Annotated in this window: 19 protein-coding genes; 7 read left to right on the top strand and 12 right to left on the bottom strand. The window is 74.2% G+C overall.

What is annotated here, in order from left to right; translation table 11 throughout:
* Positions 1-52: 52 nt before the first annotated feature.
* Positions 53-2,251 carry an RICIN domain-containing protein gene (locus ACFPIJ_RS14070; RefSeq protein WP_380115234.1) on the bottom strand — a complete coding sequence of 733 codons (2,199 nt, stop codon included), beginning with the start codon at positions 2,249-2,251 and terminating at the stop codon, positions 53-55.
* Positions 2,252-2,449: 198 nt separating this feature from the next.
* A complete protein-coding gene (locus ACFPIJ_RS14075) occupies positions 2,450-3,505 on the bottom strand; it encodes a LacI family DNA-binding transcriptional regulator (protein WP_380115235.1) in 1,056 nt (351 codons plus the stop codon).
* A 147-nt stretch (positions 3,506-3,652) separates the two neighbouring features.
* On the opposite strand from ACFPIJ_RS14075, the gene ACFPIJ_RS14080 reads away from it, so the two are divergent.
* The gene (locus ACFPIJ_RS14080) at positions 3,653-5,212 is read left to right on the top strand and encodes an alpha/beta hydrolase (RefSeq protein ID WP_380115237.1); all 1,560 of its coding nucleotides are present in this window, start codon (positions 3,653-3,655) and stop codon (positions 5,210-5,212) included.
* 40 nt (positions 5,213-5,252) lie between these two features.
* On the opposite strand, the gene ACFPIJ_RS14085 is transcribed toward ACFPIJ_RS14080, so the two are convergent.
* Entirely contained in the window at positions 5,253-7,637 is a 2,385-nt protein-coding gene (locus tag ACFPIJ_RS14085) for an ABC transporter permease (RefSeq protein ID WP_380115238.1), read from the bottom strand.
* Complete coding sequence (locus ACFPIJ_RS14090; RefSeq protein WP_380115239.1) at positions 7,634-8,356, bottom strand: ABC transporter ATP-binding protein; 723 nt, start codon at positions 8,354-8,356, stop codon at positions 7,634-7,636. Before ACFPIJ_RS14090 ends, ACFPIJ_RS14085 begins: the two co-directional genes overlap by 4 nt.
* A gap of 182 nt (positions 8,357-8,538) precedes the next feature.
* Here ACFPIJ_RS14090 and ACFPIJ_RS14095 point away from each other — a divergent pair, with 182 nt between their 5' ends.
* Together ACFPIJ_RS14095 and ACFPIJ_RS14100 are read left to right on the top strand one after the other, a co-directional pair.
* A complete protein-coding gene (locus ACFPIJ_RS14095) occupies positions 8,539-9,828 on the top strand; it encodes a sensor histidine kinase (protein ID WP_380115241.1) in 1,290 nt (429 codons plus the stop codon).
* Between the two features lie 62 nt (positions 9,829-9,890).
* Positions 9,891-10,508, top strand: a complete 618-nt coding sequence (locus ACFPIJ_RS14100; protein WP_380115458.1) for a response regulator — start codon at positions 9,891-9,893, stop codon at positions 10,506-10,508.
* 6 nt (positions 10,509-10,514) lie between these two features.
* Here ACFPIJ_RS14100 and ACFPIJ_RS14105 read toward each other — a convergent pair whose 3' ends face one another.
* On the bottom strand, positions 10,515-11,201 hold the full coding sequence (locus ACFPIJ_RS14105; protein ID WP_380115242.1) for an SDR family NAD(P)-dependent oxidoreductase: 687 nt from the start codon (positions 11,199-11,201) through the stop codon (positions 10,515-10,517).
* Positions 11,202-11,310: 109 nt separating this feature from the next.
* On the opposite strand from ACFPIJ_RS14105, the gene ACFPIJ_RS14110 reads away from it, so the two are divergent.
* Together ACFPIJ_RS14110 and ACFPIJ_RS14115 are read left to right on the top strand one after the other, a co-directional pair.
* On the top strand, positions 11,311-11,919 hold the full coding sequence (locus ACFPIJ_RS14110; protein ID WP_380115244.1) for a TetR/AcrR family transcriptional regulator: 609 nt from the start codon (positions 11,311-11,313) through the stop codon (positions 11,917-11,919).
* Between the two features lie 146 nt (positions 11,920-12,065).
* Positions 12,066-12,329 (top strand): hypothetical protein, encoded by a 264-nt coding sequence (locus ACFPIJ_RS14115; protein WP_380115245.1) that lies wholly within the window; start codon positions 12,066-12,068, stop codon positions 12,327-12,329.
* Between the two features lie 11 nt (positions 12,330-12,340).
* Here ACFPIJ_RS14115 and ACFPIJ_RS14120 read toward each other — a convergent pair whose 3' ends face one another.
* The 3 genes from ACFPIJ_RS14120 to ACFPIJ_RS14130 form a co-directional block, all read right to left on the bottom strand.
* Positions 12,341-14,494 carry a hypothetical protein gene (locus tag ACFPIJ_RS14120; RefSeq protein WP_380115246.1) on the bottom strand — a complete coding sequence of 718 codons (2,154 nt, stop codon included), beginning with the start codon at positions 14,492-14,494 and terminating at the stop codon, positions 12,341-12,343.
* A complete protein-coding gene (locus ACFPIJ_RS14125; RefSeq protein WP_380115247.1) occupies positions 14,484-14,921 on the bottom strand; it encodes a hypothetical protein in 438 nt (145 codons plus the stop codon). Before ACFPIJ_RS14125 ends, ACFPIJ_RS14120 begins: the two co-directional genes overlap by 11 nt.
* 70 nt (positions 14,922-14,991) lie before the next feature.
* Positions 14,992-16,458: a ketol-acid reductoisomerase gene (locus tag ACFPIJ_RS14130; RefSeq protein ID WP_380115248.1), complete on the bottom strand. Its 1,467-nt coding sequence runs from the start codon at positions 16,456-16,458 to the stop codon at positions 14,992-14,994.
* Between the two features lie 74 nt (positions 16,459-16,532).
* On the opposite strand from ACFPIJ_RS14130, the gene ilvY reads away from it, so the two are divergent.
* A complete protein-coding gene (gene ilvY / locus ACFPIJ_RS14135; protein ID WP_380115249.1) occupies positions 16,533-17,426 on the top strand; it encodes an HTH-type transcriptional activator IlvY in 894 nt (297 codons plus the stop codon).
* A gap of 109 nt (positions 17,427-17,535) precedes the next feature.
* Here the strand turns inward: ilvY and ACFPIJ_RS14140 are convergent, their stop codons facing one another.
* The 4 genes from ACFPIJ_RS14140 to panD form a co-directional block, all read right to left on the bottom strand.
* Positions 17,536-22,914: a HEAT repeat domain-containing protein gene (locus tag ACFPIJ_RS14140; RefSeq protein ID WP_380115250.1), complete on the bottom strand. Its 5,379-nt coding sequence runs from the start codon at positions 22,912-22,914 to the stop codon at positions 17,536-17,538.
* A gap of 267 nt (positions 22,915-23,181) precedes the next feature.
* On the bottom strand, positions 23,182-24,066 hold the full coding sequence (locus ACFPIJ_RS14145) for an alpha/beta fold hydrolase (protein WP_380115251.1): 885 nt from the start codon (positions 24,064-24,066) through the stop codon (positions 23,182-23,184).
* A 123-nt stretch (positions 24,067-24,189) separates the two neighbouring features.
* Positions 24,190-24,561, bottom strand: coding sequence for a hypothetical protein (locus ACFPIJ_RS14150; protein ID WP_380115252.1), 372 nt, complete (start codon positions 24,559-24,561; stop codon positions 24,190-24,192).
* A 4-nt stretch (positions 24,562-24,565) separates the two neighbouring features.
* Positions 24,566-25,000 (bottom strand): aspartate 1-decarboxylase, encoded by a 435-nt coding sequence (gene panD / locus ACFPIJ_RS14155; protein WP_380115254.1) that lies wholly within the window; start codon positions 24,998-25,000, stop codon positions 24,566-24,568.
* Between the two features lie 132 nt (positions 25,001-25,132).
* On the opposite strand from panD, the gene ACFPIJ_RS14160 reads away from it, so the two are divergent.
* Positions 25,133-26,152, top strand: a complete 1,020-nt coding sequence (locus tag ACFPIJ_RS14160; RefSeq protein WP_380115255.1) for an ABC transporter substrate-binding protein — start codon at positions 25,133-25,135, stop codon at positions 26,150-26,152.
* Positions 26,153-26,200: the final 48 nt, after the last annotated feature.

Here is a 26,200-nt window from a genome sequence, read left to right on the forward strand (position 1 = left end):
TGGTGGTGCGGCGCCGCCGCAAGCGACGCCGCACCGGAAACGGGTGGAACGGTTACGGGCCGCTGACCAGGTAGGTGACCTGGTTGCCGCTGTTGACGGTCCCGCCGGTGTTGTTGATGACCCGCGAGATGGTGCCGGTGCCGCCGAGGGAGACGGTGACCATGTTGTGGAACTTCACGTTCGGAGTCACAGGAACCTCGAACGAGTGGCCCAGCACGACGCTGGGGTTGGTGGAGAAGTAGCAGTAGCTGCCGAGGCCCCAGGCTTCGTGGCTGGTCACTGAAGCGCCGACCTTGTAGGCGGCCCAGCCCTGGGCGCCGCCGCCGGAGGACCAGCCGGCCTGGTTGGGCACGTCGTAGGGGATCTCGTTCTGGTAGAAGTACGTGCGGCCGCCGTTGCCGTTCCAGATGGTCTGGTACTGCTGGTAGTGCTCGACGAACAGCCCGTACATGGTGACGTTGTTGCCGTTGACGACCAGGCCGTTGGCGGCGGTGTTGGTGTTCCAGCCGACGGTGCCGCCGTTGCCGTGGTCGGCGCGCCAGATCCACATGTGGTCGCCGATGACGTTGTTGCTGTTCACCCGCAGCGACACGGTCGCCTTGCCGGCGATGGAACCGCCGATGCGGAAGAACACGTCATGCAGCGACGTCGGGTTCCCCGCGTGGTCCGCGGCGGACCCGGACGGGCCGACCTCCATGAGCACCTGCGAGTTGGTCGTGCCCGCGTCGAACAGGATGCCGGCCACCTTCACGCCGTCCACGTCGGCGACCGTCATCGCGGTGACGCCGTTGTCGGGCACGATCGTGGCCAGGCCCAGGCCGAGCACGACGGTGTTCGCCCGGGTGATCCGGATGGTGTCGTTGACGTGGTACACGCCGGGCGTGAACAGCAGGTTCTGGCCCGCGGCGAGCGCGGCGTTGATCGACGCGGCGGTCGCGCCGGCCTTGACGATGTAGAACTGGCTGATCGGCAGCGACGACCCCGCCGTGGTGCCGGACGACCAGCTGTTCCCGGACGAGTTCGTGCGCAGCGACGGCACGAACACCTGGTAGGCACCGGCCGAGTCGACATAGAGGAACGGCTTCTCCCGAACGACCGGCGTGCTGCCGACGGTGGTGTACGGCGGCGACGGGAAACTGTTCGCGGGCGCGCCGCTGGTGCCGACGAACACCTGGTTCCAGTTCTGCCCGGTCCAGCTGCCGATCTGCGAGTTCCGGGTGATCCACTGCTGCTGCGTGCCGGACTGGATCTGGCCGTCGATCTTGCTGTCGGAGATCCAGCCGCCGGACGACCAGCCCCCGTCGGACAGGGCGAGGTTGCCGCGCACGTGCATCCGCCGGTACGGCGCCGCCTGCGACACCGCCCACCGGTCCAGGCCACCGGTCGGGGTCACGGACAGGTTCTCCGCGGACCGCCAGAAGTTCTGCGTCGCGTTCTGCGAACCGTCCGGCCACCAGTCCGCCTCGGCGTGCACGGCACCGTTGATGACCACCGAGTCCGGGCTGAGGCCGAGACCCGCGACCTGGGTGAAGAACCCGACGTTGGCATTGACGTTGTACGTGCCGGGCTTGAACAACAACGCGAACCGGGCGTCGCCGAACTGGTTGCTCACCTGCTGGTTGAACACCGTGTTCAGCCGGCTCTGGATCGTCGAGGCCGACATCGACGGGTCGAACACCGACACGTTCGGACCCAGATCAGGGTTGCTGCCGTTGGGCGGGACGGTGGTGGGCGTCGGGTTGGTGCTGCCGCCGCTGAACGTCCACTTCTGGTTGGCGGTGCCGGCGCACGACCACAGCTGCAGCTTGGCGCCGTCGGCGAGGTTGTTGTCCTTGATGTCCAGGCATTTGCCGGCGTTGGTGTTGACCAGGTCACCGGCCGCGGTCAGCTGCCACTTCTGGCTGGCGACGGTGTCGTAGCAGGTCCACAGGTGCACCACGGCACCGTCGGCGGTCGAACCGTTGGCGACATCGAGGCACTTGCCGAGGCCCTGCACGGAACCGTTGTCGGCGAAGGTCCAGTTCTGGTTCGCGCTGCCGGTGTAGCAGGTCCACATCTGCGGCTGGTTGCCGTCCGCAGTGGAGCCGTTGGTCACGTCGAGGCACTTGCCGTTGGCGGCACTGGTGATCCGGCCGCTGCTGGCGGCGGACGCGGTGGACATGGCGACGACACCGATCGTGCCGACGACGGCGGCGGTGACGCCGACCGCCAGCAGCGCGGTGCGCCACCTGCTGCGAAGCGTTGGGAGCATGGGGGTCCTGTTCTGGGCGGGCATGACCGTCCGACCCGATGTCGACTGGCGGGTCGCTGGGTGAGGGGTTGGGGGTGCGGTGCCACGCCGGGATCCATCGGCGCCTGTAACAGGAAGGAAACACGTCAATGCGGTGGCGTGTCAACAGAACACGGCAACTTTTTTCAGGTCTCGATGGAAGTCCCGGTGAAACACGCGTCAAACGGGTCCGGTCGAGCCCCGCACCACCAGGTCGGTCGCCAGCTCCACGTGCAGCGCGTCCAGTTCGTGCCCGGCCAGCATCCGGCCGAGAAGACTGACCGCCATCCGGCCCATCTCGCCGAGGGGCTGCCGGACCGTGGTGAGCGCCGGGTGGGCGGCCCGGGCCACGTCGATGTCGTCGAAGCCGGCCACCGACAGGTCGTGCGGCACCCGCAGGCCGCGGTCGGCGGCGGCGTGCAGCGCCCCGACGGCCATCTTGTCGTTGAACGCCACCAGGGCCGTCGGCCGGTCCCGCCGGTCCAGCAGCTCGGCGGCGACCCGGTAGCCCTCCTCCACCGTCGGGTCGGTCACGGACCGCACCAGGTCGGGCGTGGGCAGCACCCCGACGCCGACGAGGGGCGCGAGGTAGCCGGCCAGCCGGTCGGTGCTCGCCATCCACTCCGGCGGGCCGCCGAGCACGCCGATGCGCCGGTGGCCGAGCTCCGTCAGGTGCGTGACCAGGCGCCGGGCGCCGGCGAAGTTGGCCGCGGACACGGCCGCGATGTCACGCGGCGGCGAAGTGCGCGGGTCGACCACCACGAACGGGAAGCCCTGGTCGCGCAGCCGCTCCAGGTCGCCCTCGGGCTCCGACGGCAGGATGAGCAGCGCGCCCACCACCTGCGGCCAGCCGGTCAGCGTCTTGAGCACCTCGGTGCGCTTCCACGACGACTCGCCGGCGTCCACGATCGCGTGCATGCCGTGCACGTGCAGGGCCTCCGCGATCGCGGACACGATCAGCCCGAAGTAGTCCGTGAGCACATACGGGCAGCGCACGTAGACGCCGTTGTCGGCCTTCCCGTCGCCCGCACTCGAACCCCGCCGGCGCGGCGCCTGCCGGCCGAGCCCGCCCATCGCCTCGAGGACCCGGTCGCGGGTGTCCGGGGCGACGTTGGAGCGCCCGTTGAGCACCCGGGACACCGTCGCGATCGACAGGCCGGTCTGCTGCGCGACGTCGCGGATCGTGACGCGCTGCTGGGTCGCGGTGCGCTGCTCTGTTTCACGGGCTTGTTTCATCACCACACAGCATAGTGGCCCGGAGCGATCGGAGCGCTCGGCTGATACGTCGGCGTGACGACACGGGTTGAGCGTCCTTGTACACGTTGCCCCGTGGCGGCAGGCGGTGACATGAGGCAACCCAAACCTCTCTCAAGGAGCGCCACCATGCCTCCAACCGGGCGTTCAACCATTTCCTGGCTCCGGGCCGCGGCGGCACTCGCCGTCGGTGCGGGGCTGCTCGCCGGGGCCGCCGGACGGGCCGCCGCCGACCCGTCCGACCTCGCTGCCGCCGTACCCACGCCAAAACTCGAATGGACGGACTGCGGCGGTGGGTTCCAGTGCGCGACCGCGACCGTGCCCCGCGACTACGGGGACCGGCGGGGGCCGACGTTCCGGCTGCCCGTCATCAAGTGGCCGGCGAAGGACCAGTCGCGCCGGATCGGGTCCATGTTCGTCAACCCCGGCGGCCCGGGCGGGTCCGGGGTCGGGTTCCTGCGCGGGGCGCCGCCTGGGGCCCTCGACACGTTCGCCCGGTTCGACGTGGTCAGCTGGGATCCGCGCGGGATCGCCGGCAGCGTCCCGGCCGTGGACTGCAGCACGCCGGAGGAGGACAACGCGTCGCCGAGCACCACGTTCACGCCGCTGTTCGAGCTCGACCTGAAGGCGGCGGTCCGCAGCGCCCGCGACTCGGTCCGCACCTGCGCCGAGCGCAACCCGGGGATCCTGCCCTACCTCGGGACCGCGAACTCGGCCCGGGACCTCGACCTGCTGCGGCGGGCGGTCGGCGACGAGAAGCTCACCTACCTCGGCATGTCCTACGGCGCGCACATCGGCGCCACCTACGCGAGCCTGTTCCCGGGCCGGGCCCGGGCGCTGCTGCTGGACTCGCCGGTCGACCCGGACGTGTGGACGAACCGGCCGTTCGAGATGCGGCGGGAGCAGAACGCGTCGTTCGAGAACTCCCTGGACCGGTTCTTCGCCTCCGGCGGGTTCCCCGAGGACGGCTTCGACGACCTGGTCGCGGCCATGAACCGGGCCCCGCTGCCCGCGCCGCACGCCCAGCACCCGGACTCCGTGCGCGGCGACGACGTCCTGCGGGTGGCGACGCACGCGATGTACGCCAGATATGACTGGACGCTGCTGTCGAAGGCGCTGCGGGAGGCCGCGGCCGGTGACGCCAGCTTCATGCGGGACCTGCTCGACTACTACACGGGCCGGGCGCCCGACGGCACCTACCAGGCGACCGCGTCCTATTACGCGGTCACCGCGCAGGACCACCGGCTGCCCCGCGACGTGCAGGACTACGTCGGCGACGCCCGGCACAGCTACGCGATGTTCCCGCACCAGTGGATGTACGCGTTCGGCCAGGACCTGGTCTACGCCGTCTACGACCAGCCGCAGAAGGACGTGTTCCGCGGCCCGTTCCGCAACCCGGCCGGCGCGGCACCCGTCCTCGTCATCGCCGGCACGCACGACCCGGCCACCCCGTATCAGTGGGGGCGGCGGATGGTCGAGCAGCTCGGCAACGCGCGGCTGCTCACCTACAAGGCAGACGGGCACGTCGCGGCGACCGACTTCAACCCGTGCATCGGCGCGGCGATGCTCACCTACCTCGACACCGCCGCCCTGCCCGCCGAGGGTGCCTCATGCACGCAGAGCGCACCGGCCGCTGCCGCTTCCCTGACCGGTGGCGCGCCCCGGTGGCTGGTGCCCCGCGAGCGCTGACTGGATGTGGAGGGGCCGGGAGACCGGCCCCTCCACGGAACTACTCCGTCCGCAACGCGGTGGCGGTGCGGATGCGGGCGGCCCACCCGGCGGGCAGCAGCGCGCCCACACCGGCGATGGCGAGCCCGCCGAGGACCAGCGGCACCACCATCAGCGGGCCGTAGACCTCGATGTAGCCGGGCGGGATCCCGGTGCCGGCGGCCCGGCCCATCGCCGGCAGCACCGCGTGGTGCAGCAGGATGCCGACCGGCACCCCGATCGCGCCGGCCAGCAGGCCGGTGCCGGCGACGGAGGTGAGGACCATCGTGACGGTCTGCCGCGGCGACATGCCGAGCGCCTTGAACACGCCGAGGTCGTGGACGCGCTCGCGGGTGTCGAGCACGAGCGTGTTGAGCACGCCCATCCCGGCGACGACGACGAGCATGACGGTCAGCGTCGCGGCGAGGGTGTCCATCGCGACCACGGTGCTGCTGATCTCCCCGACGTTGACGTCCGCGCTACCGCCGATCGGCTCCAGCACCTTGTTCAGCTCGTCCACATAGGACTTCGCGGACACGCCGTCGTTGAGCTCGATGTGCACCTCGGCGCCCTCGAGTCCGAGGCCCGGGCCGAAGTCCGCGAGGGTCGCCTTGTCGGTGACGACGACCCGCCCGTCCTCGCTGAGGTCGAGCGACTCCCCCACGATGCGGACCTTGACGGAGTGCCCACCGTCCGAAAGCGTCGCGGTGTCGCCGACGTGCAGGCCGGTCGAGCGCAGGAACGCGGTCGGCACGACGATCTGACCGGGCCCGTCGAACCACTTCCCGGAGATGATCTCGTAGCTGCCCCAGGACGCGTCGCCGTCGAACACCATGACGCTCGCGGCGCCGGCCAGGCCGGACACGCTGAGCTCGACCTCGCCGGTGGTGAAGCTGCGCTTGGTCCCGGGCTGCGCCTGGACCGCCGCGGTCAGCTTCGCGAGGGCCACGGCCGGGTCCGGTGGCGCCGACGGCGGCTCCTGCCCGGGCGGCGGACCCATGCGCGTGTGCGCCACGACGTCGCCCGCGCTGCGCCGGTTCAGGCCCTCCTGGATGTCGGCGAGCGACGTGGCCAGGCCGATGCCGAACGTGACGCCGAGCGCGCCGAGGGCGACCGCGGCGACGATCGTCGCCGACCGGGACGGGCTGGTGAACGGGTTGGCCAGCCCGAGGCTCACCGCGCGGGGCAGCGGCAGCCGGCCGAGGACCCGCCGGGCGGTCCGCCCGCGCCCGGCGACCGGGGTCCGGCCGACGGCCAGGGCGGCCACGGTCCGCAGCCGGCCGGCCCGCAGCGCCGGGAAGAACGCGGTGACGGCGACCGCGATGAGCGCGACGATCGGCACGACCACGCTCACCCACGGTTCGATCGTCATCCGGGCCGTGTCGAAGGCCTCGCTCTCGTCCTGCAGGACCGGCACCGCGGCCACGTTGCCCAGCACCACGCCGAGGACGGTGCCGACGACGGCCGGGATCAGCGCCTGCCCGACGTAGGCCCGGGTGACCTGGGCCGGGGTGAAGCCGACGGCCTTCAGGATGCCGATGCGCCGGGTCGCCGCGCCGACCGACCCGCTGACCACGACGCCGATGATGAGCACCGACATGCACAGGCCCAGCACCCCGAACGCCACCACGAACGGCACGAACGTCGCCGCCGTGCGCTCCGCCGTGTGCTTCACGGTGAGGTACGAGATGGCGCCGGTCATCGCGTCGGCCGGCACGGCACCGGCGACCGCGGTGCGGTGCGTGGTCATCTGCGCCTCGGTGGTGACGTCGGCGAAGCGGTACAGCATCTGGTAGCCGCCGGCCTGGCCGGCCATCGCGGTCAGCTGCTCCGGCGTCGTCCACGCCTCGGCGGTGCCGCTCACCGACCGGGCCAGCCCCACGACGGTCAGCGTCGGGCTGCCGGGCGCGTCCTTGAACGTGAGCTTGTCACCGACCACGAACGGTCCCTTGCCCGCCGCCCACACGATCTCCCCGGTGGCGGCGACCCAGCGGCCGTCGGTCAGGTCGAGCCGGTCGACGGAACCGCCGGCGTCGGCGCGGCCGACGAGCGCCGCCGGTGGCAGCGTGATGCCCGCCGGTGGGCGGTTGCCGCCCCCGACGTTCGGGCCCTCGGCGGTCGTCGGGCGCAGCGACACGGTCCGGAACGGCCCGGCGCTGGCGGTCGCCCCGGCCGCGCCGGCGGTGGCGGCCACGGCGGCCGACGTCGTCAGGCCGGCGTCGAACGCGGCGGCCAGGTGCGCGCCCTGCTGCTTGGCGAACCCCTTGTCGAACGGCGCCTGCGACGCGACCAGCAGCCCCGCCGCGAGCACCGACGCGGACACCGCGAGGCACGTCGTCAGCGCCATCACCACCGACTGGACCCGGCGGCGGCCGCCGGCCCGCACGATCCGGCCGACGCCGCTCACCGGGCACCGCCGGCCGGGACGGCGCCGCTGTCGGCCAGGCCGTGCCGGACGTCCCGGCTGAGCCGGCCGTCGACCAGCTCGATGGTCCGGGTGGCGCACTCCTGCGCCAGGGTGACGTCGTGGGTGACCAGGACCAGCGTCTGTCCCTCGCGGTGCAGGGCGGTCAGCAGGTCGCGGACCTCCCGGCCGGAGGCGGTGTCCAGGGCGCCGGTCGGCTCGTCGGCCAGCAGCAGCGACGGCCGGTTCATCAGCGCCCGCGCCACCGCGACCCGCTGCCGTTCCCCGCCGGACAGCCGGCCGGGGAACGCCTTGGCGTGCCGCCGCACACCGAGGCGCTCCAGCAGCTCGTCCGCCCGTGCCGTGGCCTCGCTCCGGGGTACCCCGGCAAGCTGGGCGGGCAGCAGCACGTTGTCGTGGACGGTCAGGTCGTCGACGAGGTTGAAGAACTGGAAGACCATGCCGATGCGGGCCCGGCGGTACTTCGCCGACGCGGCCTCGCCGAGCCCGTCGACCCGGACCCCGTCGACGGTGACGCTGCCGGCGGTCGGCCGGTCCAGCCCGGCGATCAGGTTGAGCAGCGTCGACTTGCCGCTGCCGGAGGCGCCGAGCACCGCGACGGCCTCACCGGCGTCGATGCGCAACGTCAGGCTGTCGAGCGCCGGGGGCCCGTCGTCGTAGCGTTTGCTCACGTCGCTGATCTGGATGAGTGGCGCGGTCATCGGTACCTCCACGGCTGCGGAAACGAATGGACGCTCCGACCGTATGAACCGGGCGTGCACCGGCACGTCGCCCGTGGTGACGCAATCCGGGCACCGGGTCATCACTTTGGACTACGCCGCGTGGCACCGCGTGGTCACCGAGGCCGATGCCGCCGGGCGGGGGTCCTTGGCAGACTGGTCGCATGGACACCGGGTTCGTCAGGCGACAGCTCCGGGCGATCGACGCCGAGCTGCGGCGCGTGACCGGCCCGCCACTGAAGCTCAGCCGGTGGGCGTGGGCCGCCGACGCGGTGCTGGCGCTCGTGCTCACCATCGCCACCGTCGACTCGGCCCGCAACCGCGGCGACGAGCACACACCCATCTACGTGCCGCCCGACAAGTTCCCCGTGGCGCCGGAGGTGCCGCAGCTGCCCGAGTTCCGGCATGAGCCGCCGTTCGGTCCGGACGCCTTTCCCGCCGGGGCCGCCGGCTGGCAGCTGGTGCTGGTGGCGTTCACCGCGCTGCCGCTGGTCACCCGCCGCAGGTATCCGCTCGCGTCGCTGTGGATCATCGTGTTCGTCGCCGTGACGCTGCCCACCTGGCCCGGGTACGACCCGACCCCGACGCTGGTCTGCTTCGGGTTCGCCGCCTACAGCGCCGCCCTCTACAGCCGCCGCCGGATCCTGGCCATCGGCAGCATCGTCGTGGCCGCCGCGGGGCTGGTGTCCATCGACCAGGAGAACTCGCCGGCGCCGGGGTACGCGACGTTCCTGCTGCTGTGCGCGGTCAGCCTCATCGCCAACGCGATCCACACCTGGAAGCAGCGGGCCCTGGCCCTGCAACGGGAGCAGGCCACGGCGACCAGCCTCGCCGTGCAGCAGGAGCGGGCCCGGCTCGCCGGTGAGCTGCACGACGTCGTCAGCCACAACGTGAGCATGATGGTGGTGCAGGCCGGCGCCGCCCGCACGGTCCTGGACACCGAGCCGAAGCTGGCGAAGGAGGCCCTGCTCGCGGTCGAGTCCAGCGGCCGGGCCGCGATGGTCGAGCTGCGCCACGTCATGGGCCTGCTGACGATGGACGGCGACGGATTCGACCTCGCTCCGACCCCGGGCCTCGACCAGCTCGGGGTCCTTGCCGACGGCGTCCGGCGCACCGGTGTGCCCGTCGACGTGGTCCAGACCGGCACCCGGGTGCCCCTGCCGGCGGGCATCGAGCTGGCCGCCTACCGCGTCGTGCAGGAGGCGCTCACCAACACCGTCAAGTACGCCGCGGGCGCCTCGGTGACCGTGACCGTCGAGCACACCCCGGACGCGCTGCGCATCGACGTCACCGACACCGGTGGCACCGCCGACCTGGCCGCGGACCCCGGTAGCGGCCGGGGCCTCGCCGGGCTGCGCGACCGCCTCGACGTGCACGGCGGTAGCCTGTCCGCCGGCCCGACCGGCGCCGGCGGCTTCCAGGTCCGCGCCGTCATACCGATCGGAGAGCTGTGACCGAGGCCGCCCTTCGCGTGGTCGTCGCCGACGACCAGGCGCTCGTGCGCACCGGGTTCAGGATGATCCTGACCGCCGGCGGGATCGAGGTCGTCGCGGACGCCTCCGACGGCGCCGAGGCGGTCGACGCGGTCCGCCGCACCCGGCCCGACGTGGTGCTGATGGACGTCCGGATGCCCCGGATGGACGGCCTCGAGGCGACCCGCCGCATCCTGGGCGGCCCGGTCAACGCGGCCGCGCCGCGCGTCATCATCCTCACCACGTTCGACCTCGACCAGTACGTCTACGCGGCCCTGTCCGCGGGCGCCAGCGGCTTCCTGCTCAAGGACGTCAGCCCCGAGCAGCTCGTCGCGGCGGTGCGGCTGGTGCGGGCCGGGGACGCGCTGCTCGCCCCGTCGATCACGCGGCGGCTCATCGAGCGGTACGCCGCCCGCGACGGGCGCACGGCCACCCTGCACCGCGACCTGTCCGGGCTCACTCCCCGCGAGGTGGAGGTGCTGCGACTGCTCGCGCGCGGCCTGAGCAACGCCGAGCTCGCCGCCCGCCTGCAGCTCAGCGACGCCACCGTGAAGACCCACATCGCCCGGATCCTGTCGAAGCTGCAGCTGCGCGACCGCGCCCAGGCGATCGTCGCGGCCTACGAGACCGGCCTCGTCACCCCCGGCTCCGCGCCGCCCTGAACGCAGCTACCAGGGCAGTTCCCCGTGATCGTCCTGGAAGGTGCCGGTCGGGCCGTCCGGGCCGAGCGTGGCCAGGCGCACGACGCTCCTGGCGCTCTCCACCACTGACCTTCCGATCCCGAAGGCGGCGGTCATGTCGGTGGCGGTGGTGCCGGGCTCCAGTGCGTTGAACTTGATCCCGGGCTGGGACTTGGCGTACTGGACGGTGAGCATGGTCGCCGCCGCTTTGGACGCCGCGTAGAGCGCGAGCGGCATGGTGGACTCGGGCCGCTCGGGATTGGTCACCGCCCAGAACGATCCCATGCTGCTCGAAACGGTGACCACCGTGGGGTTCGACGACTTGCGGAGCAGGGGCAGGGCCGCCTCCGTGACCCGGACGATCCCCACCGCGTTGGTGTCGAACGCCCGCAGGGCCGCCGGTCCGTCGACGACGCCGTCGGCGAGGATGCCCGCGTTGTGCACCAGGACGTCGAGCCGGCCCTCGGCCGCCTCGACGGTTGCCAGCGCGTCGTGCACCGACGCGTCGTCGGTGACGTCGAGCTGCACGAATCGCACGTCCAGGGCCGCCGCGGCCTTCCTGCCCCGCTCGACGTCCCGGGCGCCGAGGTAGACGATGTGGCCCGCATCGGTGAGCTGCTTCGCTGTCTCGAAACCGATGCCCTTGTTCGCGCCGGTGATCAGTGTGACGGTCATGCGGAGGCCCCTCTTTTTGTACCGATCGGTTACCGGCCACCATAGCAAGTTTTGTACCGATCGGTCGGTGGCCTGGATCACGATTTGTACCGAGCGGTACGATGGGCTCATGAGCGCTGAGACGCCCACCATCGGACGACCGCGGGCCTTCGACGAGGAGACCGTCCTCGACCGGGCCGCCGAGGTCTTCTGGCGACACGGCTACGAGGGTGCGTCACTGACCGCCCTCACCAGTGCGATGGGCATCAACCGGCCGAGCCTGTACGCGACGTTCGGCAGCAAGCAGCAGCTGTTCCAGCGCGCTTTCGCCCGCTACCACGAGACCCAGGTGGCCAGGGCCCGCGCCGCGCTCGAACAGCCCACCGCGCACGCCGCCATCGAAGCGTTCCTGCGCTCCAGCGCCGACGGCCTCACCGCCGGCGATCACCCCCCGGGCTGCCTCTCCGTCCAGGGCGGCCTGGCCTGCTCGCCGGAGAACGCCGGCATCGCCGAGATCCTGGCCGCCGGCCGGGCCGCCACCGAGTCCGTCCTCGAAGCACGGCTGTCCCGCGCGGCGGACGAGGGAGACCTGCCGCCCGGCATGGATGCCCGGGCGTTGGCACGGTTCGTGATGGCGCTCAGCGAGGGACACGCCGTCCATGCCGCGGCCGGCGCGCGCCGCGAGGACCTCCAGGCGTCCGTCGACATCGCCCTGCGAGCCGTCCTGCCCCATTCCTGACGGCGTCCCGCCTGTTGAAAGGGGCGTGTCCGCAAGGAGACTGTCTCCGGTGTGGCCTCCGGGAGATCTTCTACGCTGCGCCCATGCGTACGAGTCGCCGTTGTGCGAAGTGTCAATGCCCGCGGCTTTGGCACGTCGACCCCGTCATGCTCCCCGACACCGAATCCATCAACGGCCTCACTCTCCTGCCCGGAGTCACCCGGTCGTCCTCCGGCGCGGCAAACAGCGGGGGGTCCGGCAAGCGCGTCGAGGCGGGGCGTTTCGAGGTGTGGATCTGCGCGGCGTGCGGCTACACGGAGTGGTACGCGCACGAGGTCAACGAGGCACTCGCGTGGCTCACGCAGAATCCCCACTCCGGCGTGCGCTACTACGACGCTGACGCGGTGGCCCGGCCGGCCTCGGCCGGCTGACCCCGACCGCGTCAGCGGGTGGTCGGCACCTCGGCGCGGAACGTGGTGGCGTCCAGGTCGTAGCGTTCCAGGAAGTCCGCGACCGCCTCGACCACGACGCGCTCCACGATCAGCACGTACTTCATCGCCTCCAGCGCGGCCAATCCAGCGGCGGGGCCGTTGGCGATCTCGCGCACGCCGAGGCGCGCGCTGTGGTCGTGCCAGCCCTCCCGGTGCACGCGTCGCGACACCGCCCGCAGCGAGCCGGCCGCCGTCCGGGCGAGCCGCCATGGCGCACCGGTCAGTTGCGTCAGCGTTTCCAGGTGTACGGCCGGCGCCTGCGACCCGTAATACGCGGTGTGCACCGGTGGCAGGACGTGCGCCGACAGCTCGACGTACACCACGGACGCCTCGATCGACGTGTGCACGAACACCGACACGAGCCCGTCACCGTCGTCGGGCGGCACGACGGGCCGGCCCTCCGCCGTGGTGACGCCACGGGCCCGCGGCACGATCACGACCCGGTCGTAGTGGCGCAGCCCCTCCTGCGGCCCGCGGACCACGGCGTCCAGGGCCTCCCGGGACGCGAGCGGCAACGGCGTGTCGTCCTCGAGCAGCGGGTCACCCGCGCAGCGGACCCCGTCGGCGGCGAGGTACGGCGTCACGGCCAGCCCGGGGACCCCGGCGTGGCCGGCGCCGCCGTCGCCGAGGCCCTGCAACGCCTGCCCGACGTGCCGGCGCAGCAGGACCGGGTCGAGGGTCGCGGGGCTGCGCGGCCGGTAGACGCCGGAGTCGGTGGCCCGCAACGCCACCGCGACCGACCAGCCCCGCACCCGCGGCCCGGCGCCGACGAACGGATCGGCGCGGCTGAAGGCGACGTTGCCCCGCTGGGCGGCGGCAACGGTTCGCACCCGCTGCGCCGTCGCCGCCCGCAGCGGGGCCGGATTCGTGGCGGCGGTCAGAGTGGCCGCGGTCCACGCCAGGTGGGCGAGGTGCCCGGCGGCCGCGCCGGCGAGCAGCACGGCGACCGCCACCCACACCCTCGGGCCGGGTGCGGCACCGACGGCGGCGGCGAGCCGGTCGAGTTCACCGGTGCCGGCCGGCGCGGGGGCGGCGGCGCCGAGCACCGTCAGGGCCGCACCGACGGCGGTCACGAGGCCGAAGACGAGCGCGGCGGCGAACAGCGCCCGGCCGGCCGGCGGCACCGCCCGCACCGGCGCGGCCCGGCCCAGCCCGGCGGCGGCGCCGGGGAGCAGCACCGCGGCGGTCGTGCGGGGCGCGAGGACCAGCGCGGCGAGCACGGTCGCGGTGAGGAAGCCGTCGCGGGCGGTGGCCAGGAGCCTCGCCCGTAGCGCGTGGCACAGCACCGGCTCCAGGTCGAACCCGACCGACGGTGGGACGGCCCGGCGCGGGTCACCGGTGAGCTCCGCGACGACGCGCCGGGCGAGGTCGGCGTCGAGGTGCACGGCCGCGCACAACCGCCGGGTCGTGGTCGATGGCATGCGGCGGGCCGGGGTGGGGTCCGGCATCGAGAACAGCGGCGGCGGGCCGGGCTCCCGTCTTGCCTGCCGCGGCGGGCCGTTGTCGGCGGCCGGTCGCTGGACGCCGTCGCCGTGCCGTTGTGCATCGTCGCCGTGCCGCCGGGCGTCGTTGTCGTGCCGCCGGGCGTCGTTGTCGTGCCGCCGGGCGTCGTTGTCGTGCCGCCGGGCGTCGTTGTCGTGCCGCCGGGCGTCGTTGTCGTGCCGCCGGGCGTCGTTGTCGTTGTCGTTACCGCTGCCGTGCCGTCGGGCATCGTCGTTGTCGTTGCCGTGCCGTCGGGTGTCGTCGTCGCCGCGGCGTAGGGCGCCGTCAGGGTTGCCGCGCCACAGGGGGTCGTCGTCTCCGTTGCGCGCGGTTCCACCGGTTGTCTTCCGCGGTGGGCCGTCGACGTGGCCGGGCCGGGCCGCCGGTCGCTCCCGCTGCTCCGGTGGCGCCGGCTGGTGCTCGGCCGGTGGGGCGGCGCGGCGCAGGAGGGCGGCCGGAAACGTCCATCGCGGCCCGGTTCCTGGCGTGGACACGGCGGTCGCACCGCCGAACGCGGGGGTGTCCCGGCTCAGCGCGGCAAGCAGCGGGACCCGGGCCGGGCCGTCGTGATCGTCGCGGGTCAGGGCGGCCAGGACCCGCGCGGCGAGGCGGTCAATCCGCACGGTGGTCGTCGCCGGTCTTCTTCCGGGCGGCGGGAAGCTTGACCCGAAGCCGGGACGGGCGGGCCGAGGCGAGCAGCGTCGACCCGGGGCTGCCGGCGGGCGCCGCGGCCGGGGTACCGGCGGAAACACCCACACCGACAACCGGCCGGGCGAGCCGGACCAGGTGCGTCAGGAGCAGTGGCGCCGCGAGCCCGACGGCGGCCGCCCCACCCGGCGTGGTCACCTGCCCGGCGGCGGCCACGGCGGCGGCGAGACCGGCGCCGGTGAGGCAACGGACGGCGGCGGAGATCGCGTACGGCACCACGCCCGGCTCTCCCGCCCCCCGCCACGGCGGCCGACCTGCCCGGCGCAGCGCACCGAGCAGGTCGAGGCATTCGAGCGCGAGCGCCGCGAACAGACCCCACATGGCCGCACCGGCTGCGCTCATCGGCCCACCATAGGGACGGCCGGAGCGGCGTTCCAGGAGATCGACCGGTCGTCACCCGGTCGGGTTCGGGTCAGACCGAGATGTCGACGGGCGGGCGCAGCGGGGCGAGGGTCGCGAGCGCCTCGTGCATCGGGTTCTTGCGGAACGCGTCCACCAGCCGGTGGTCCGGGTCACCGGGGCCGTCGAAGGCGGGGAACGCGATCTGCTCGCACGCCGCCTGGAACCGCGGACCCCACTTGCGGGAGCCGAGCCGGGCCGTGACCGAGCAGTTGTCCACCATGTACGCGACGTCGCGGGCGTGCATGTACGGCAGCAACGAGTCCACCGCCTCGATGACCGACTCGTTGATGACCTCCGACCACGGGTGGCCACGCCCGGCGAGCAGGTCCACCTGAGCGGTCAGGACGGCGAGGAAGGCACCCGCGGTGAACGGCTCGACCGGCAGGTCACGCTCGGCGCGCCGGGCCCGGACCGCCGGGCCGGCCGCCCACATCGGCGACCCGCTGATCGGCGCCATCGGCCGGCTGGCCAGCCGCTGGGCGGCCAGCACCACGCTGCGCAACTCGTTGCCCGAGTCGACCTCGTCGTAGATCTCCGCGATCACGTCGAAGGCCGGCTGGTACGTGGCCGCGTACGCCCGGTCGAACACGTCCTGCCCCGCCGGGTCGAGGCGGTCGCGCACCGCGGCCGGCCCGTCGGCGGAGATCGTCCGCGCGATGGGCCCGGTCACGTTCTCGCAGGACCGCTCGTAGGCGGTCAGCGGGTCGTCGCCGGCGAGCCGGAAGCGCTGGTAGAGGCTCTCGACCAGGCCGTGCACGGCGCCGAGGAGGACGGCCCGCTCGCCGACGATGTCGGACCGGTACTCGCTGTCCAGCGTGGTGCCGAACGTGTACGGCGAGCCCAGCCCGACCGACCAGGCCAGCGCCCGCTCGACGGCCCGCCCGTCGTGGTCGCGGTGCACCGCCACGCTGCTGTTGATGCCGGCGCCGTTGACGTGCGCGCCCTGCAGGTACAGCCGCCGCACCGAGTCGCCCATCCCCTTCGGGCAGACCGCGACGACGCTGATGCCGGCCGGGAAGTCACCGCCGGTCTGGCTCAGGTGACCGACGAGGAACCCGTGCGACAGCCCGAGCGTCGTGCCGGGTCGCAGCGCCGCGAACAGCTCCTGGTGATGGGCGGCGAGCGCCGCGTCGGAGACGAGCGCGATGACCAGGTCGCTGCTGGCCGCCACGGCCAGCCAGTCGCCCAGCGTGCCGTCCTCGGTCCGGAACCCCTCGTTGCGTGCCGCGTCCGCCGACGCTGAGCCGGCCCGCAGCCCCACCGCGACCTGAATGCCGCTGCCCTGCAGCGAATCGCGGAGGTTCAGCGCCTGCGCCCGGCCCTGCGGCCCCCAGCCGAGCACGCCGATCTTCCGCACCCCGGCGAGGGCGGCCGGGAGCAACGGGAACAGGTGCCGCCCGCCGGGCACGATCGGCTCGGCGCCACCTGGCAGGTCGACGGTCTGGACAGGGAACAACTGGGACGTGAGAGCGGCCATGAACCCGTTCTATCGGCGACAATCGCCTTGCGGCAAGCGCAACCATCGCAACGACACGTTGCAGGAGATGAAACATGGACACACTGGAACCGCTGCGGGTGTACCTGCACCTGGCCGACACGCTCAACTTCGGCCGCACCAGCGTGGAGCGGCACCTCAGCCCGGCCACCCTGACCCGGACCGTCCAACGGCTGGAGACCCAGGTCGGCGCGCGCCTGCTCGACCGCGGCCCGCGCGGCGTCGCGCTCACCGAGGAGGGCCGGCGCTTCGCCGAGTACGCCAGGCAGGCCCTCGCCCTGTGGACCGACTACCGCGAACACGGCCCGGACGCGGCGGGCCTCAGCGGCACCCTGAGGATCTTCTCCTCCGTGACGGCGGGCCAGGCGATCCTGCCCGACCTCCTCGCACCGTTCCGCCGGGCCCATCCGCAGGTCCGGCTGGAGCTGCAGACCGGCGACGCGGCCGGCGCGATCGGCCGCCTCGACGAGGGCGCGGTCGACGTCACCGTCGCCGCGCTGCCGGACCGCGTGCCCGAGCACCTGGCCAGCGCCCCGGTGGCCGACACGCCGCTGGTGTGCGTCGTGGCCCGCACCGCCCGCCCGCTGCGGACCGCCGCCCGCACCGGCGACTGGGCCGCGGTGCCCTTCGTCCTGCCCCGCGGCGGCCTCGCCCGCGACGCCGCCCGCCGCTGGTTCCGCCGCCGGCGGCTCGACCCGACGATCGCCGCCGAGGTGGACGGCCACGAGGCTTTGCTCACGCTCGTCGCGCTGGGCGTCGGCGCCGGCGTCGTCCCCCACCTGGTGCTGGACACCAGCGCCGTCAAGAACCGGCTCGCCGTCGTGCCCACCGACCCACCGATCGGCACCTTCACCATCGGCCTCTGCGCCCGCCGCACCGACCTGCGCCGCCCCATCCTGTCGGCGCTGTGGGCCTCGGTCGCCGCCACCAGACCTCACCAGCCGGCCTGACAGCTCGCCGGTGCTTCGTTGCGCCCCCGGAGTGGATCGCGTCCCGATGATCGAAGTCGCGCACCGGCCGTCCGGGCCGGTTCAAGCCGGGCACACCGGGAGGGTGGGGTCAGGAGGGCGGGTCGGCGGTGGCGGCGAGGGTGGCCAGGACGGTGGTGTAGACGGCGCGGCGATCCGGGCGGGCGCGGCCGGCGGCCTTCGTGACCGCGGGCACGGCGGCCTGGCCGAAGCGGGTCAGGCCGGCCTCGGCGGTCCGCCGTACGGTCGGGTCGGCGTGCAGCAGGAGCCCGACGACCGCGCCGATCGCCGGGGTCCAGGTGGCGCCGCTGACGGCCCGGATCGCGGCGCGGACGATGTCCGGCTGTGGGTCGGTGAGGAGGATTTCGCTGTGCCGCAGGTACACCGGGCGGTCCAGCACCTGCCGCGACACCCGGTGTGCGTGCAGGCGTACCTTCGACTCGGGGTGCCGCAACAGGTGTTCGAGCAGCTCGGCGACGTCGGTGTCACCGTCGCCGCTGGTCTCGGCGAGCGCCGCCAGGGCGACCCGGATCTGCCCGGCGTCACCGGCGCGGGCCCGGTCGAGCAGGTCCTTGCGGGTCGGCGGGCCGGCACCGGCGGGTCGCACCGGGTGCTCCAGCAGCGCGGCCGGCAGCCCTGGCTCGACCGGCGCGGGCACGAGCAAGGGGTCGAGCGGCTCACCGAGCACGCCGGCGCGGATGCGGTCCGGGAGCTGGCGCAGCACCGCGTCGGCGGCGGTCCGGACGTCCGGCGTGCCGTGCTCCCGGAGCCGTTGCAGGGCCGGGATGAGCGGCGCCAGCCCCGCCGGGTCGAGATGAGCGGCGAGCCGCACCGCCCGCACCAGCACCGCCTCGCCCGTGCCACCCCCACCCAGATCGATGCCGGCCGAGCCTGACGGGGCACGGTCGACGGCACGCAGCCCGGCCGCACCGAGGTACGCGGCGGCCAGATCGGACCTCGCCACGCCGGCATCGGGCAGGCCGTTCCCACCGAGATCAGCGGCGGCCCCGCCGGTGGCGGCAAGGTCAGCGGCGGGCGAGCCGACAGCGGCGAGGTCCGCGGCAGCGCCGGTGAGGTCGGCGGCGGCGAGGTCGGCGGGGACTGCGGCGGCGGGGTCGGTGAGGTCAGCGGCGGCGAGGTCGGCGGAGTCTGCGGCGGCGAGGTCGGTGAGGTCAGCGGCGGCGTGGCCGGCAGCGGCGAGGTCCGCGGCAGCGCCGGTGAGATCGGCGGCGGCGAGGTCGGTGAGGTCAGCGGCGGCGAGGTCGGCGCCGATGCGGTCAGCGGCGGTCGAGCCGGCAGCGGCGAGGCTGGCGGAGGCCTGGCCGGTGAGATCGGCGGCGAGGTCGGCGGAGTCTGCGGCGGCGAGGTCGGTGAGGTCAGCGGGGTCAGCGGCGGCGTGGTCGGCGAGGTCGGCGGCGGCGTGGCCGGCGCCGATGCGGTCAGCGGCGGTCGAGCTGGTCGCGGCGAGGTCCGCGGCAGGGCCGGCGAGATCGGCGGCGGCGAGGTCAGCGGCGTCAGCGGCGGCGAGGCTGGCGGAAGTCTGGCCGGTGAGGTCAGCGGCGGCGTGGTCGGCGCCGATGCGGTCAGCGGCGGTCGAGCTGGTCGCGGCGAGGCTGGCGGAAGTCTGGCCGGTGAGGTCGGCGGCGGTGAGGGTGCGAGCCAGGGCGGCGGTGGGTGGCACGTCGGCGTCACCGCGGAGGTGCGCCGTCAGCAGCCGGCGCTGGATGTCCGGCTCGGGCCAGGACCGCAGCGCCTCGACCGCCAGGCGGCGCTGGGTCGTGCCCGGGGCGGGGTGTTCGAGCTGGTCGAGGAGCCGGGCGCGATGGACGGCCGAGCGCGGCTGGTCGAGGTCGCCGTCGTGTGGTGTCCGCGGGGGCGGGACGGGACGATGCGCCTCCTCGTCGATGGTCCACGGTGGGGCGTCGATCGGCTGGAGGTCGGCCATGCGGTCCAGCAGCCGCGGCCGGTCAGCGGAGTTGGTCGCCGGCCACGCCTCCACCAGCGCCGCCAGCCGCTCCCGCGAGTTACGGGCGGCAAGCGGCCCACCGACCGGAGCGGGCGCTCGCGAACCAGCGGAAGCGGACACCCGCGAACCAACCGAAGCAGACAACGGCGAACCGGCCCGGGCGGACAACCACGAACCAACCGAAGCGGACGACTGCGGACCCGCTACGGCGGGCAGCCATGAACCAGCCGGAGCGGACGACTGCGGACCCGCTGCGGCGGGCAGCCGCGGACCCGCCGCGGCCGGGGCCGGGGGCTCGGGCACGGCGAACGCCTCGCGCAGGACCCGGACCTCGCCCAGCCAGGGGTCGGCGCCGAGCGCGGCGTCGGCGAGGGCCCGCTCGACGTCGGCGCGGGTGAGCACCGCGCCGCACAGCCGGAGCAGGGGCAGCGTGCTGCGGTGCCCGGCCGGGGTCGCCGGTGCCCGCCGCAGTTCGGTTGCCACGTCGAAGGCGGCCGTCGGGGTGAGGTGTGGGGCCAGGTCCTCGAGGACGGCCAGCAGCCCGTCGCGGTCGGCGGGCGGCAGTTCGCCGAGGCCGGCGACGAGGACCTGCCGCGACCGGGTGAACGCGGCCCGCTCCGCGTCGGTCCACGGTGCCGGGCAGCAGCCCAGGACGAGGCGCAGCACGGGCGGGCGGATCGCCGGGTCGGTCGCGGCGAGCCGGAGCCAGTCGGGCAGCAGCCGCCGCAGCGCGGGCAGCAGCGCCTCGGGCAGGTCTGCGGGGTCGTGTCCCGAAGCCACCCGGCGGGCGACGCGGTCGTGCCAGCCGTCGCGGGTGAGCGTGACGAGGTCGGGGTGCGGGGCGGTGGCCGGGGAGGCGGGCGGTGGGGTCACGCCGTGCGCCGCCATGCGGGTGGCGAGGTCGGCCATGGTGCCGGCGCTGAGGCGTACCCGACCGGAGGCGATGAGGCGCAGCAACCCGGGGCCTGCCGGTGAGCCCTGATCGGTGAGCGCCGCGACCGCTCGGGCCGGCAGGGCGCGGTCGAGGGCTTCCAGGAGCAGGTCGCGGGTCCGGCCCGGGTCGGCCTGCTCGGCCGCGGCGAGGACCGTCGCGGTGGTGGCGTCGGCGAGCAGGTCCCGCAGCGCGGACATCAGCGCGGTGCGCAGCCCGGGGTTGTCGTGCCGGCCGAGCCAGCCGAGCAGGTGCGGGACGGTGGCGGGAGTGCCGGCGGTGCGCAGCGCCTCGGCGGCCGCCTTCTTCACGTTCATGTTCGGGTGGTCGAGGCAGGCGGCGACGGCGTGGGCGGCCCACCGGGCGCCGACCTGGCCGAGCGCGGCAAGCGCCTGGCGGGCCGTCTGCACGTCGGCGGCGGCCGTCAGCACCGTCAGGGTCGCGGCCAGCGCCTCGGCGCCGCCACCGTCGTGGGCGAGCAGCCCGATGGTGTGCTTGCGCACGTGCGGGTCGCGGTGGCGCAGCAGGCGGTGGACGCGGGCGGGGGTCCCGTCGTACGGTGCCCGCCGCAGCACCTCCAGCAGCACGGCCAGTTCGGTCGGGGTGGCGTTCGGCCGGTCCAGCAGGTCCAGCGCGATGCTCGCGACGAGCGCGTCGCCGGCCTCCGCCGCGGACCCGGCGTCGAGCAGGCAGACCGGCCGGATCCGGCCGAGGCGGTGCAGGCGTCCGCCGAGGGCGCAGATCGCGTCGACGACCCGTTGCGGCACGACGGGCATGGGTTGGGTGGCGTCCGCGGGCCGGTCCGGGTCCGCGACCGCGTCGGCCAGGTCGGCGGGGAGGGTGTGCCGCTGCCCCGGCGGGTTGCCGCGGGTGTCCCAGGCGATCGCGAGCTCGGCGACGATGCGGCCGAGGACCTCGGTGAGCGCGGGCACGGTGCCGGTGTCGGCGGTGCGGGCGAGCTCGACGAGGGCGTCGACCGGCCGGTCCGGGGCGGTGCGGGCGCGCAGCACCGCCAGCTCGCGCTCGTCGGGCCGCCCGAGGTCCGCGGCGACGGCGTCGGGCAGCGTCGCCGGGTCGAGCCGGCGCAGCAGCGCGTGCCGGCGGGCCGGGTCGGCGGCGAGCCGCCAGCACAGTTCGAGTGCCTGGTGTCGCCATGGTCGCAGGTACGCCACCCCGTCGCCCTCCAGCGCACCGGCGAGCACGGCGACCGTCCTGGCCCCGCCGATCGCCTCCAGCGCGTGCAACGCGGCGGCGGGCGCCCTGGGCAGGGTGGCGAGGACGGCGTCCTCGGCGGGGGCGTGGCGCAGGTCCCGGAGCGCGGCGAGGAACGGCTCCAGGGCGGCGGCGGCCGGCAGCAGCCCTGCGACAGCCGCGCCGACGTCGAGGTCCGGCGGGCCCTGGCGGGCGAGCTCGACCAGCAGTGCCAGCCGCCGCGGCCAGGTCGGGTCGGCCGGCCGTGCGTCCAGCAGGGTGGCCTGGACGGGGTGGCGGGCCGGGTACAGCAGCATCGTCACCGTCGCGGCGGAAATCGTGTGGTCGGCGAGGGCGAGGCCGACGATGCCGGTGGCCGCGTCACCGCTGGGGAACAGCCCGCGGTGGTGCATGGCGGCGAGACAGACGACGGCGGGCTGGCCGAGCAGCAGCGGGTCGGCGGCGGCGAGCTCGACAACGGCGGGGATGTCGTCGCGGTCGAGGAGGTCGCCGAGCGCCGCGAGGGCGCGCCGCCGGGCGCGGGGTGGCCGGCCGGTGTCGGCGGCGGTGTCGAGCAGCGCGTCCCGCAGGCCGTGCCGGGCGGCGGCGTTCACCGCGGCGTCGATGACGGCCGCGCCCCGGTCGGCACCGGCAAGGAGGCCGCGCAGGCGGTGCGGGGTGGCCGGGTCGACGGCGGCCCACGGCTGCGCCAGCTCGGTCAGGGCGCCGGCGAGGACCGCCGGGTCGGTGCTGTCCAGGAGCCGGACCAGCAGGTGGCGGGCGGGCGCCGGGGCGAGGACCGCGGCGTGCAGCGCCTCCCGGCCCAGTCGCAACGCGGCGGCCCGCAGGACGGGGTCGTCGCGGCCGGCGAGTTCCTGGACGAGCCGGGCCGGGTCGGGCACGCCGGCACACCGCAGCCCGGCCACGGCCTGATACAGCGCCTCGCCGCGCGGCTCCGCGGCGAGCCGGCCGGGCAGGTGCAGCAGCTCGGCCCGCAGCCAGGCGACCCGCACCACCGCCGGGACGGTGGCGTCCCGCCAGCGCGGCCAGGCAGCGGCCGGCAGGTGCCGGCCGTGGCGCTGGAACAGGTCAGCGGTGGCGAGGGCGACCTCCGGTGTCCCGTCGACGCGGCCCGGATCGTCCGGGAGGAGCCGGGCCGGTTGCGCGGCCAGGAGCCGCGTGACCTCGTCGCCGGGGTCGGGTTCGCCCGCCAGGCGCTCGCCGAGCCAGCGCACCGCGAGGAGCCGCAGCCGCGGATCGGCGTGCCGGGCAAGTCGGGCCAGCAGGCCGGGCGGGCAGGCGGTGCCGTCGACGTTGGCGGCGAGCCAGTCCGCGTCGCCCCGCCCGATGGCGGCGGTCGTGGGTTCCGTCGGCTGGGTCACGCCCCCGATCCTAGGCAGCCACGCAAACGCATTCGGGCAGCCTGAGGGCGGCCGACCCGGCCAGGCGGCTGGACGGCCGACCCGGCCAAGCGGGCGGACGCCGACCCGCGACCCGGCCAAGCAAGCGGGTGAACGACCGACCCGGCCAAGCAGCGGACGGTCACCCAGCCAACGGGTGAACGGCCGACCCGCGACCCGGCCAAGCAGGCGGGTGAACGGCCGACCCGGCCAGGCGGGCCGGCAGTCAGGCGGGCCAGCGGTCAGCGGTCAGGCGGGCCGGCGGGCGACGCCCGTGAGGTTGCTGATCTGGTCGATCATGTCCGACCACAGCGGGTGTGGCAGGTCGTGGCCCATGCCCGGGTACACGACGAGGCGGGCGCCGGGCACGGCGGCGGCGGTGGCCCGGCCGCCGGACGGGCGGACGAGGGGATCCGCGTCGCCGTGCAGGACCAGGGTCGGCACGCGGACCCCGGCGAGGGCCGCCCGGCGGTCACCGGAGGCGCGGATCGCGGCGAGCTGGCGACGGCCGCCGGCGGGGTCGTGCCCCCGGTCGTACGCGCGGCGGCCCACGTCGCGCAGCCACTCCTCGTTGTGCGGGTAGCCGGGAGAGCCGATCACCCGGAACACCCGGACCATGCGTTCACCGGCCTCGTCCCGGTTGGTGGCGGGCCGTTCGCCGAGGGCGGCGAGGGCACCCGGGCGGGGCCGGCCGATCCGCGGCGACGGGGTCGACATGACCGAGGTGAGGGTCCGCACCCGGTCGGGGTGGCCGATCGCGAGGGCCTGGGCGATCATGCCGCCGAGCGAGGCGCCGACCACGTGCGCGCTGGGCCAGCCGACGGCGTCGAGGACCGCGGCGGCGTCGCCGGCCATGTCGGCGAGACGGTACGGCGCGACGGCCCGCGGCCGGGCGAAGAGCTGCAGGATGCTGGGGTTGCCGGCGTGCGAGAAGTGGGTGGACTGCCCGGCGTCGCGGTTGTCGAACCGCACGACGCTGAAGCCACGGTCGACGAGCATCGCGCAGAGCTCGTCGGGCCACGACACCAATTGCATGCCGAGGCCCATGATGAGCAGCAGCGGTTCGCCGTCGGCGGGGCCGAGCCGCTCGTAGGCGATGGTGACGTCGTCGTGCCGCGCGAGTCCGGTGACCATCGGGCCAGCATCCGCCATGAGACACGATCTCCGGAAGTGCCCACGGCACGACGGCAGGCACCAGGGAAGCACGACGGCAGTTGCCCCCGGCCGCCCCGAACCGGGCAGCCGGAGGCACGAGCGTCAGCCGACCTCGGCCGCGGAACGGTCGAACACATGGCCGGCGAGCCGGCCGGGCACCGCGGCGACGCCGGGCCCACCGGCGGTGAGCCAGGACGTCACTGCATCCAGCGCGTCGTCGTCGAGGACGTCGCCCAGGTAGACGGGTCTGGCCCCGCGGCGGCGGGCGGACGGGCACGGCTGCACCACCACGACGTTGGAGCGTTCGCAGACCGAGAGGCACTCGCTGACCCGCACCCGGTGCCTGCCGGCACCGGCCCGCAGCGCGGCGAGCTGCCCGTCGTGGTCGACGTCGGGGTGCTTGTCGAGGCTGCCGCAGCAGCAGTCACGGCACACCGTGAGCGTGCAGATGTCGTCCCTCGACGGCGGGGCCATGAGGTCAGCGGCTCGGCGTCAGGACGGCCGCGTCGCGCCCGGGGCGCTGATCGGGGGCGCCGGGGACGGGAGCGGCCGGGTCGGTGCCGAGTTCGACGATGCGGTTGGCCTTGTCGACGTGCACGACGCGGGAGCGGTGCCGCGCGATCTCGGTGTCGTCGACGAGTTCGAACGACATGATGATCACGAGGTCGCCGGGTGAGACGAGCCGGGCGGCGGCGCCGTTGATGCCGATGACGCCGCTGTCGCGGGCGCCCTCGATCACGTACGTGGTCAGGCGCGCGCCGGTGTCGATGTCGACGACCTGCACCTGTTCCCCCTCGACCAGGCCGGCCGCCTCCAGCAGCACGATGTCGATGGTGATCGATCCGACGTAGTGCAGATCCGCCTGGGTCACCGTCGCGCGATGGATCTTGCCGCCGAGCAGGGTGCGCTGCATTGAGTCGTCCTCTCCAAAGGGGTGGACACGAGAAGCCCAACCGAAGTTAGGCAATGCTAACCTACATTCCTGCTTCGTCGCGCCGCCCTCCGACGCGTCGGCTGCGAACCCGAACCCCTCCAAGGAGCCTTGATGATCCGCGCCCCCCGATCCAGGAACTGGCTGCGCCATACGGCGCTCGCCGCCGCGGCCCTCCTCGCCGCGGCCTCCCTCACCGCGTGTGGCGGCGACGAGAAGGAGACCGCCGCCCCGGCGAGCGCGTCCGCCGCACCCGCCGCCTTCCCCGTGACGATCGAGCACAAGTTCGGATCGACGAAGATCGAGTCCGAGCCGAAGCGCGTCCTCACCGTCGGCTGGAACGACCAGGACTTCGCGATCGCGCTCGGCGTCACGCCGGTCAGCACCCGTGAGTGGTTCACCGAGTACCCGAACTACCCGTGGGTCAAGTCGGCGCTGGGCGGCAAGGCGCTGCCGACGTTCTCCGCCGAGATCAACTTCGAGGCGATCCTCAAGGAGAAGCCGGACCTGATCCTGGCCATCTACGAGACGATCAACCAGGAGACGTACGACCGGCTCAGCCAGATCGCGCCGACCGTCGTGCAGTCAAAGGACTACGCCGACGAGCAGACCCCGTGGGACGTGCAGACCCTCACCACCGGCAAGGCCCTGGGCAGGTCGGCCGAGGCGAAGGCGCTCGTCGACAAGGTCAACGCGAAGCTCGCCGAGGTCAAGAAGGCGCACCCGGAGTTCGCCGGCAAGGTGCTCGTCGAGGACTTCGGCCCGGAGAACGGCACGCACTGGCTGATCGCCGCCAAGGACCCGCGCCGCGCCCTGTTCGACGCCCTCGGCTTCGCCGCCCAGACGGACAAGGACGAGATCAGCGAGGAGCGGCTCGACCTGGTCGACAAGGACATCCTCTTCGTCAACGGCGCGACCAAGGCGACGATGACCGCCTCGCCGGTCTTCGCCAAGCTGAAGGTCGTCACCACCGACCGCACTCTCTACACCACGTTCGAGACGCCGCTGTCGGGCGCGCTGTCCTACAGCGGCCCCAACGCGCTGCTCTTCGCGCTGGACATCCTGGTGCCGGCCCTCGCAGCCGCCGCCGACAACGACCCGGCCACCAAGGTCCCGGACCTGGCCGCCGCGTAACGACGAACACCGACGACGAAGGGGGGCGGCGCCGACCGGCGCCGCCCC

Source organism: Dactylosporangium cerinum, assembly GCF_042653625.1.
GTDB lineage: Bacteria > Actinomycetota > Actinomycetes > Mycobacteriales > Micromonosporaceae > Dactylosporangium > Dactylosporangium cerinum.

Coding starts and splice junctions, on each gene's coding strand:
- ACFPIJ_RS14070 (WP_380115234.1), bottom strand. CDS start 2,251: ATGCTCCCAACGCTTCGCAGCAGGTGGCGCACCGCGCTGCTGGCGGTC.
- ACFPIJ_RS14075 (WP_380115235.1), bottom strand. CDS start 3,505: ATGAAACAAGCCCGTGAAACAGAGCAGCGCACCGCGACCCAGCAGCGC.
- ACFPIJ_RS14080 (WP_380115237.1), top strand. CDS start 3,653: ATGCCTCCAACCGGGCGTTCAACCATTTCCTGGCTCCGGGCCGCGGCG.
- ACFPIJ_RS14090 (WP_380115239.1), bottom strand. CDS start 8,356: ATGACCGCGCCACTCATCCAGATCAGCGACGTGAGCAAACGCTACGAC.
- ACFPIJ_RS14095 (WP_380115241.1), top strand. CDS start 8,539: ATGGACACCGGGTTCGTCAGGCGACAGCTCCGGGCGATCGACGCCGAG.
- ACFPIJ_RS14100 (WP_380115458.1), top strand. CDS start 9,891: ATGATCCTGACCGCCGGCGGGATCGAGGTCGTCGCGGACGCCTCCGAC.
- ACFPIJ_RS14105 (WP_380115242.1), bottom strand. CDS start 11,201: ATGACCGTCACACTGATCACCGGCGCGAACAAGGGCATCGGTTTCGAG.
- ACFPIJ_RS14110 (WP_380115244.1), top strand. CDS start 11,311: ATGAGCGCTGAGACGCCCACCATCGGACGACCGCGGGCCTTCGACGAG.
- ACFPIJ_RS14115 (WP_380115245.1), top strand. CDS start 12,066: ATGCTCCCCGACACCGAATCCATCAACGGCCTCACTCTCCTGCCCGGA.
- ACFPIJ_RS14125 (WP_380115247.1), bottom strand. CDS start 14,921: ATGAGCGCAGCCGGTGCGGCCATGTGGGGTCTGTTCGCGGCGCTCGCG.
- ACFPIJ_RS14130 (WP_380115248.1), bottom strand. CDS start 16,458: ATGGCCGCTCTCACGTCCCAGTTGTTCCCTGTCCAGACCGTCGACCTG.
- ilvY (WP_380115249.1), top strand. CDS start 16,533: ATGGACACACTGGAACCGCTGCGGGTGTACCTGCACCTGGCCGACACG.
- ACFPIJ_RS14145 (WP_380115251.1), bottom strand. CDS start 24,066: ATGGTCACCGGACTCGCGCGGCACGACGACGTCACCATCGCCTACGAG.
- ACFPIJ_RS14150 (WP_380115252.1), bottom strand. CDS start 24,561: ATGGCCCCGCCGTCGAGGGACGACATCTGCACGCTCACGGTGTGCCGT.
- panD (WP_380115254.1), bottom strand. CDS start 25,000: ATGCAGCGCACCCTGCTCGGCGGCAAGATCCATCGCGCGACGGTGACC.
- ACFPIJ_RS14160 (WP_380115255.1), top strand. CDS start 25,133: ATGATCCGCGCCCCCCGATCCAGGAACTGGCTGCGCCATACGGCGCTC.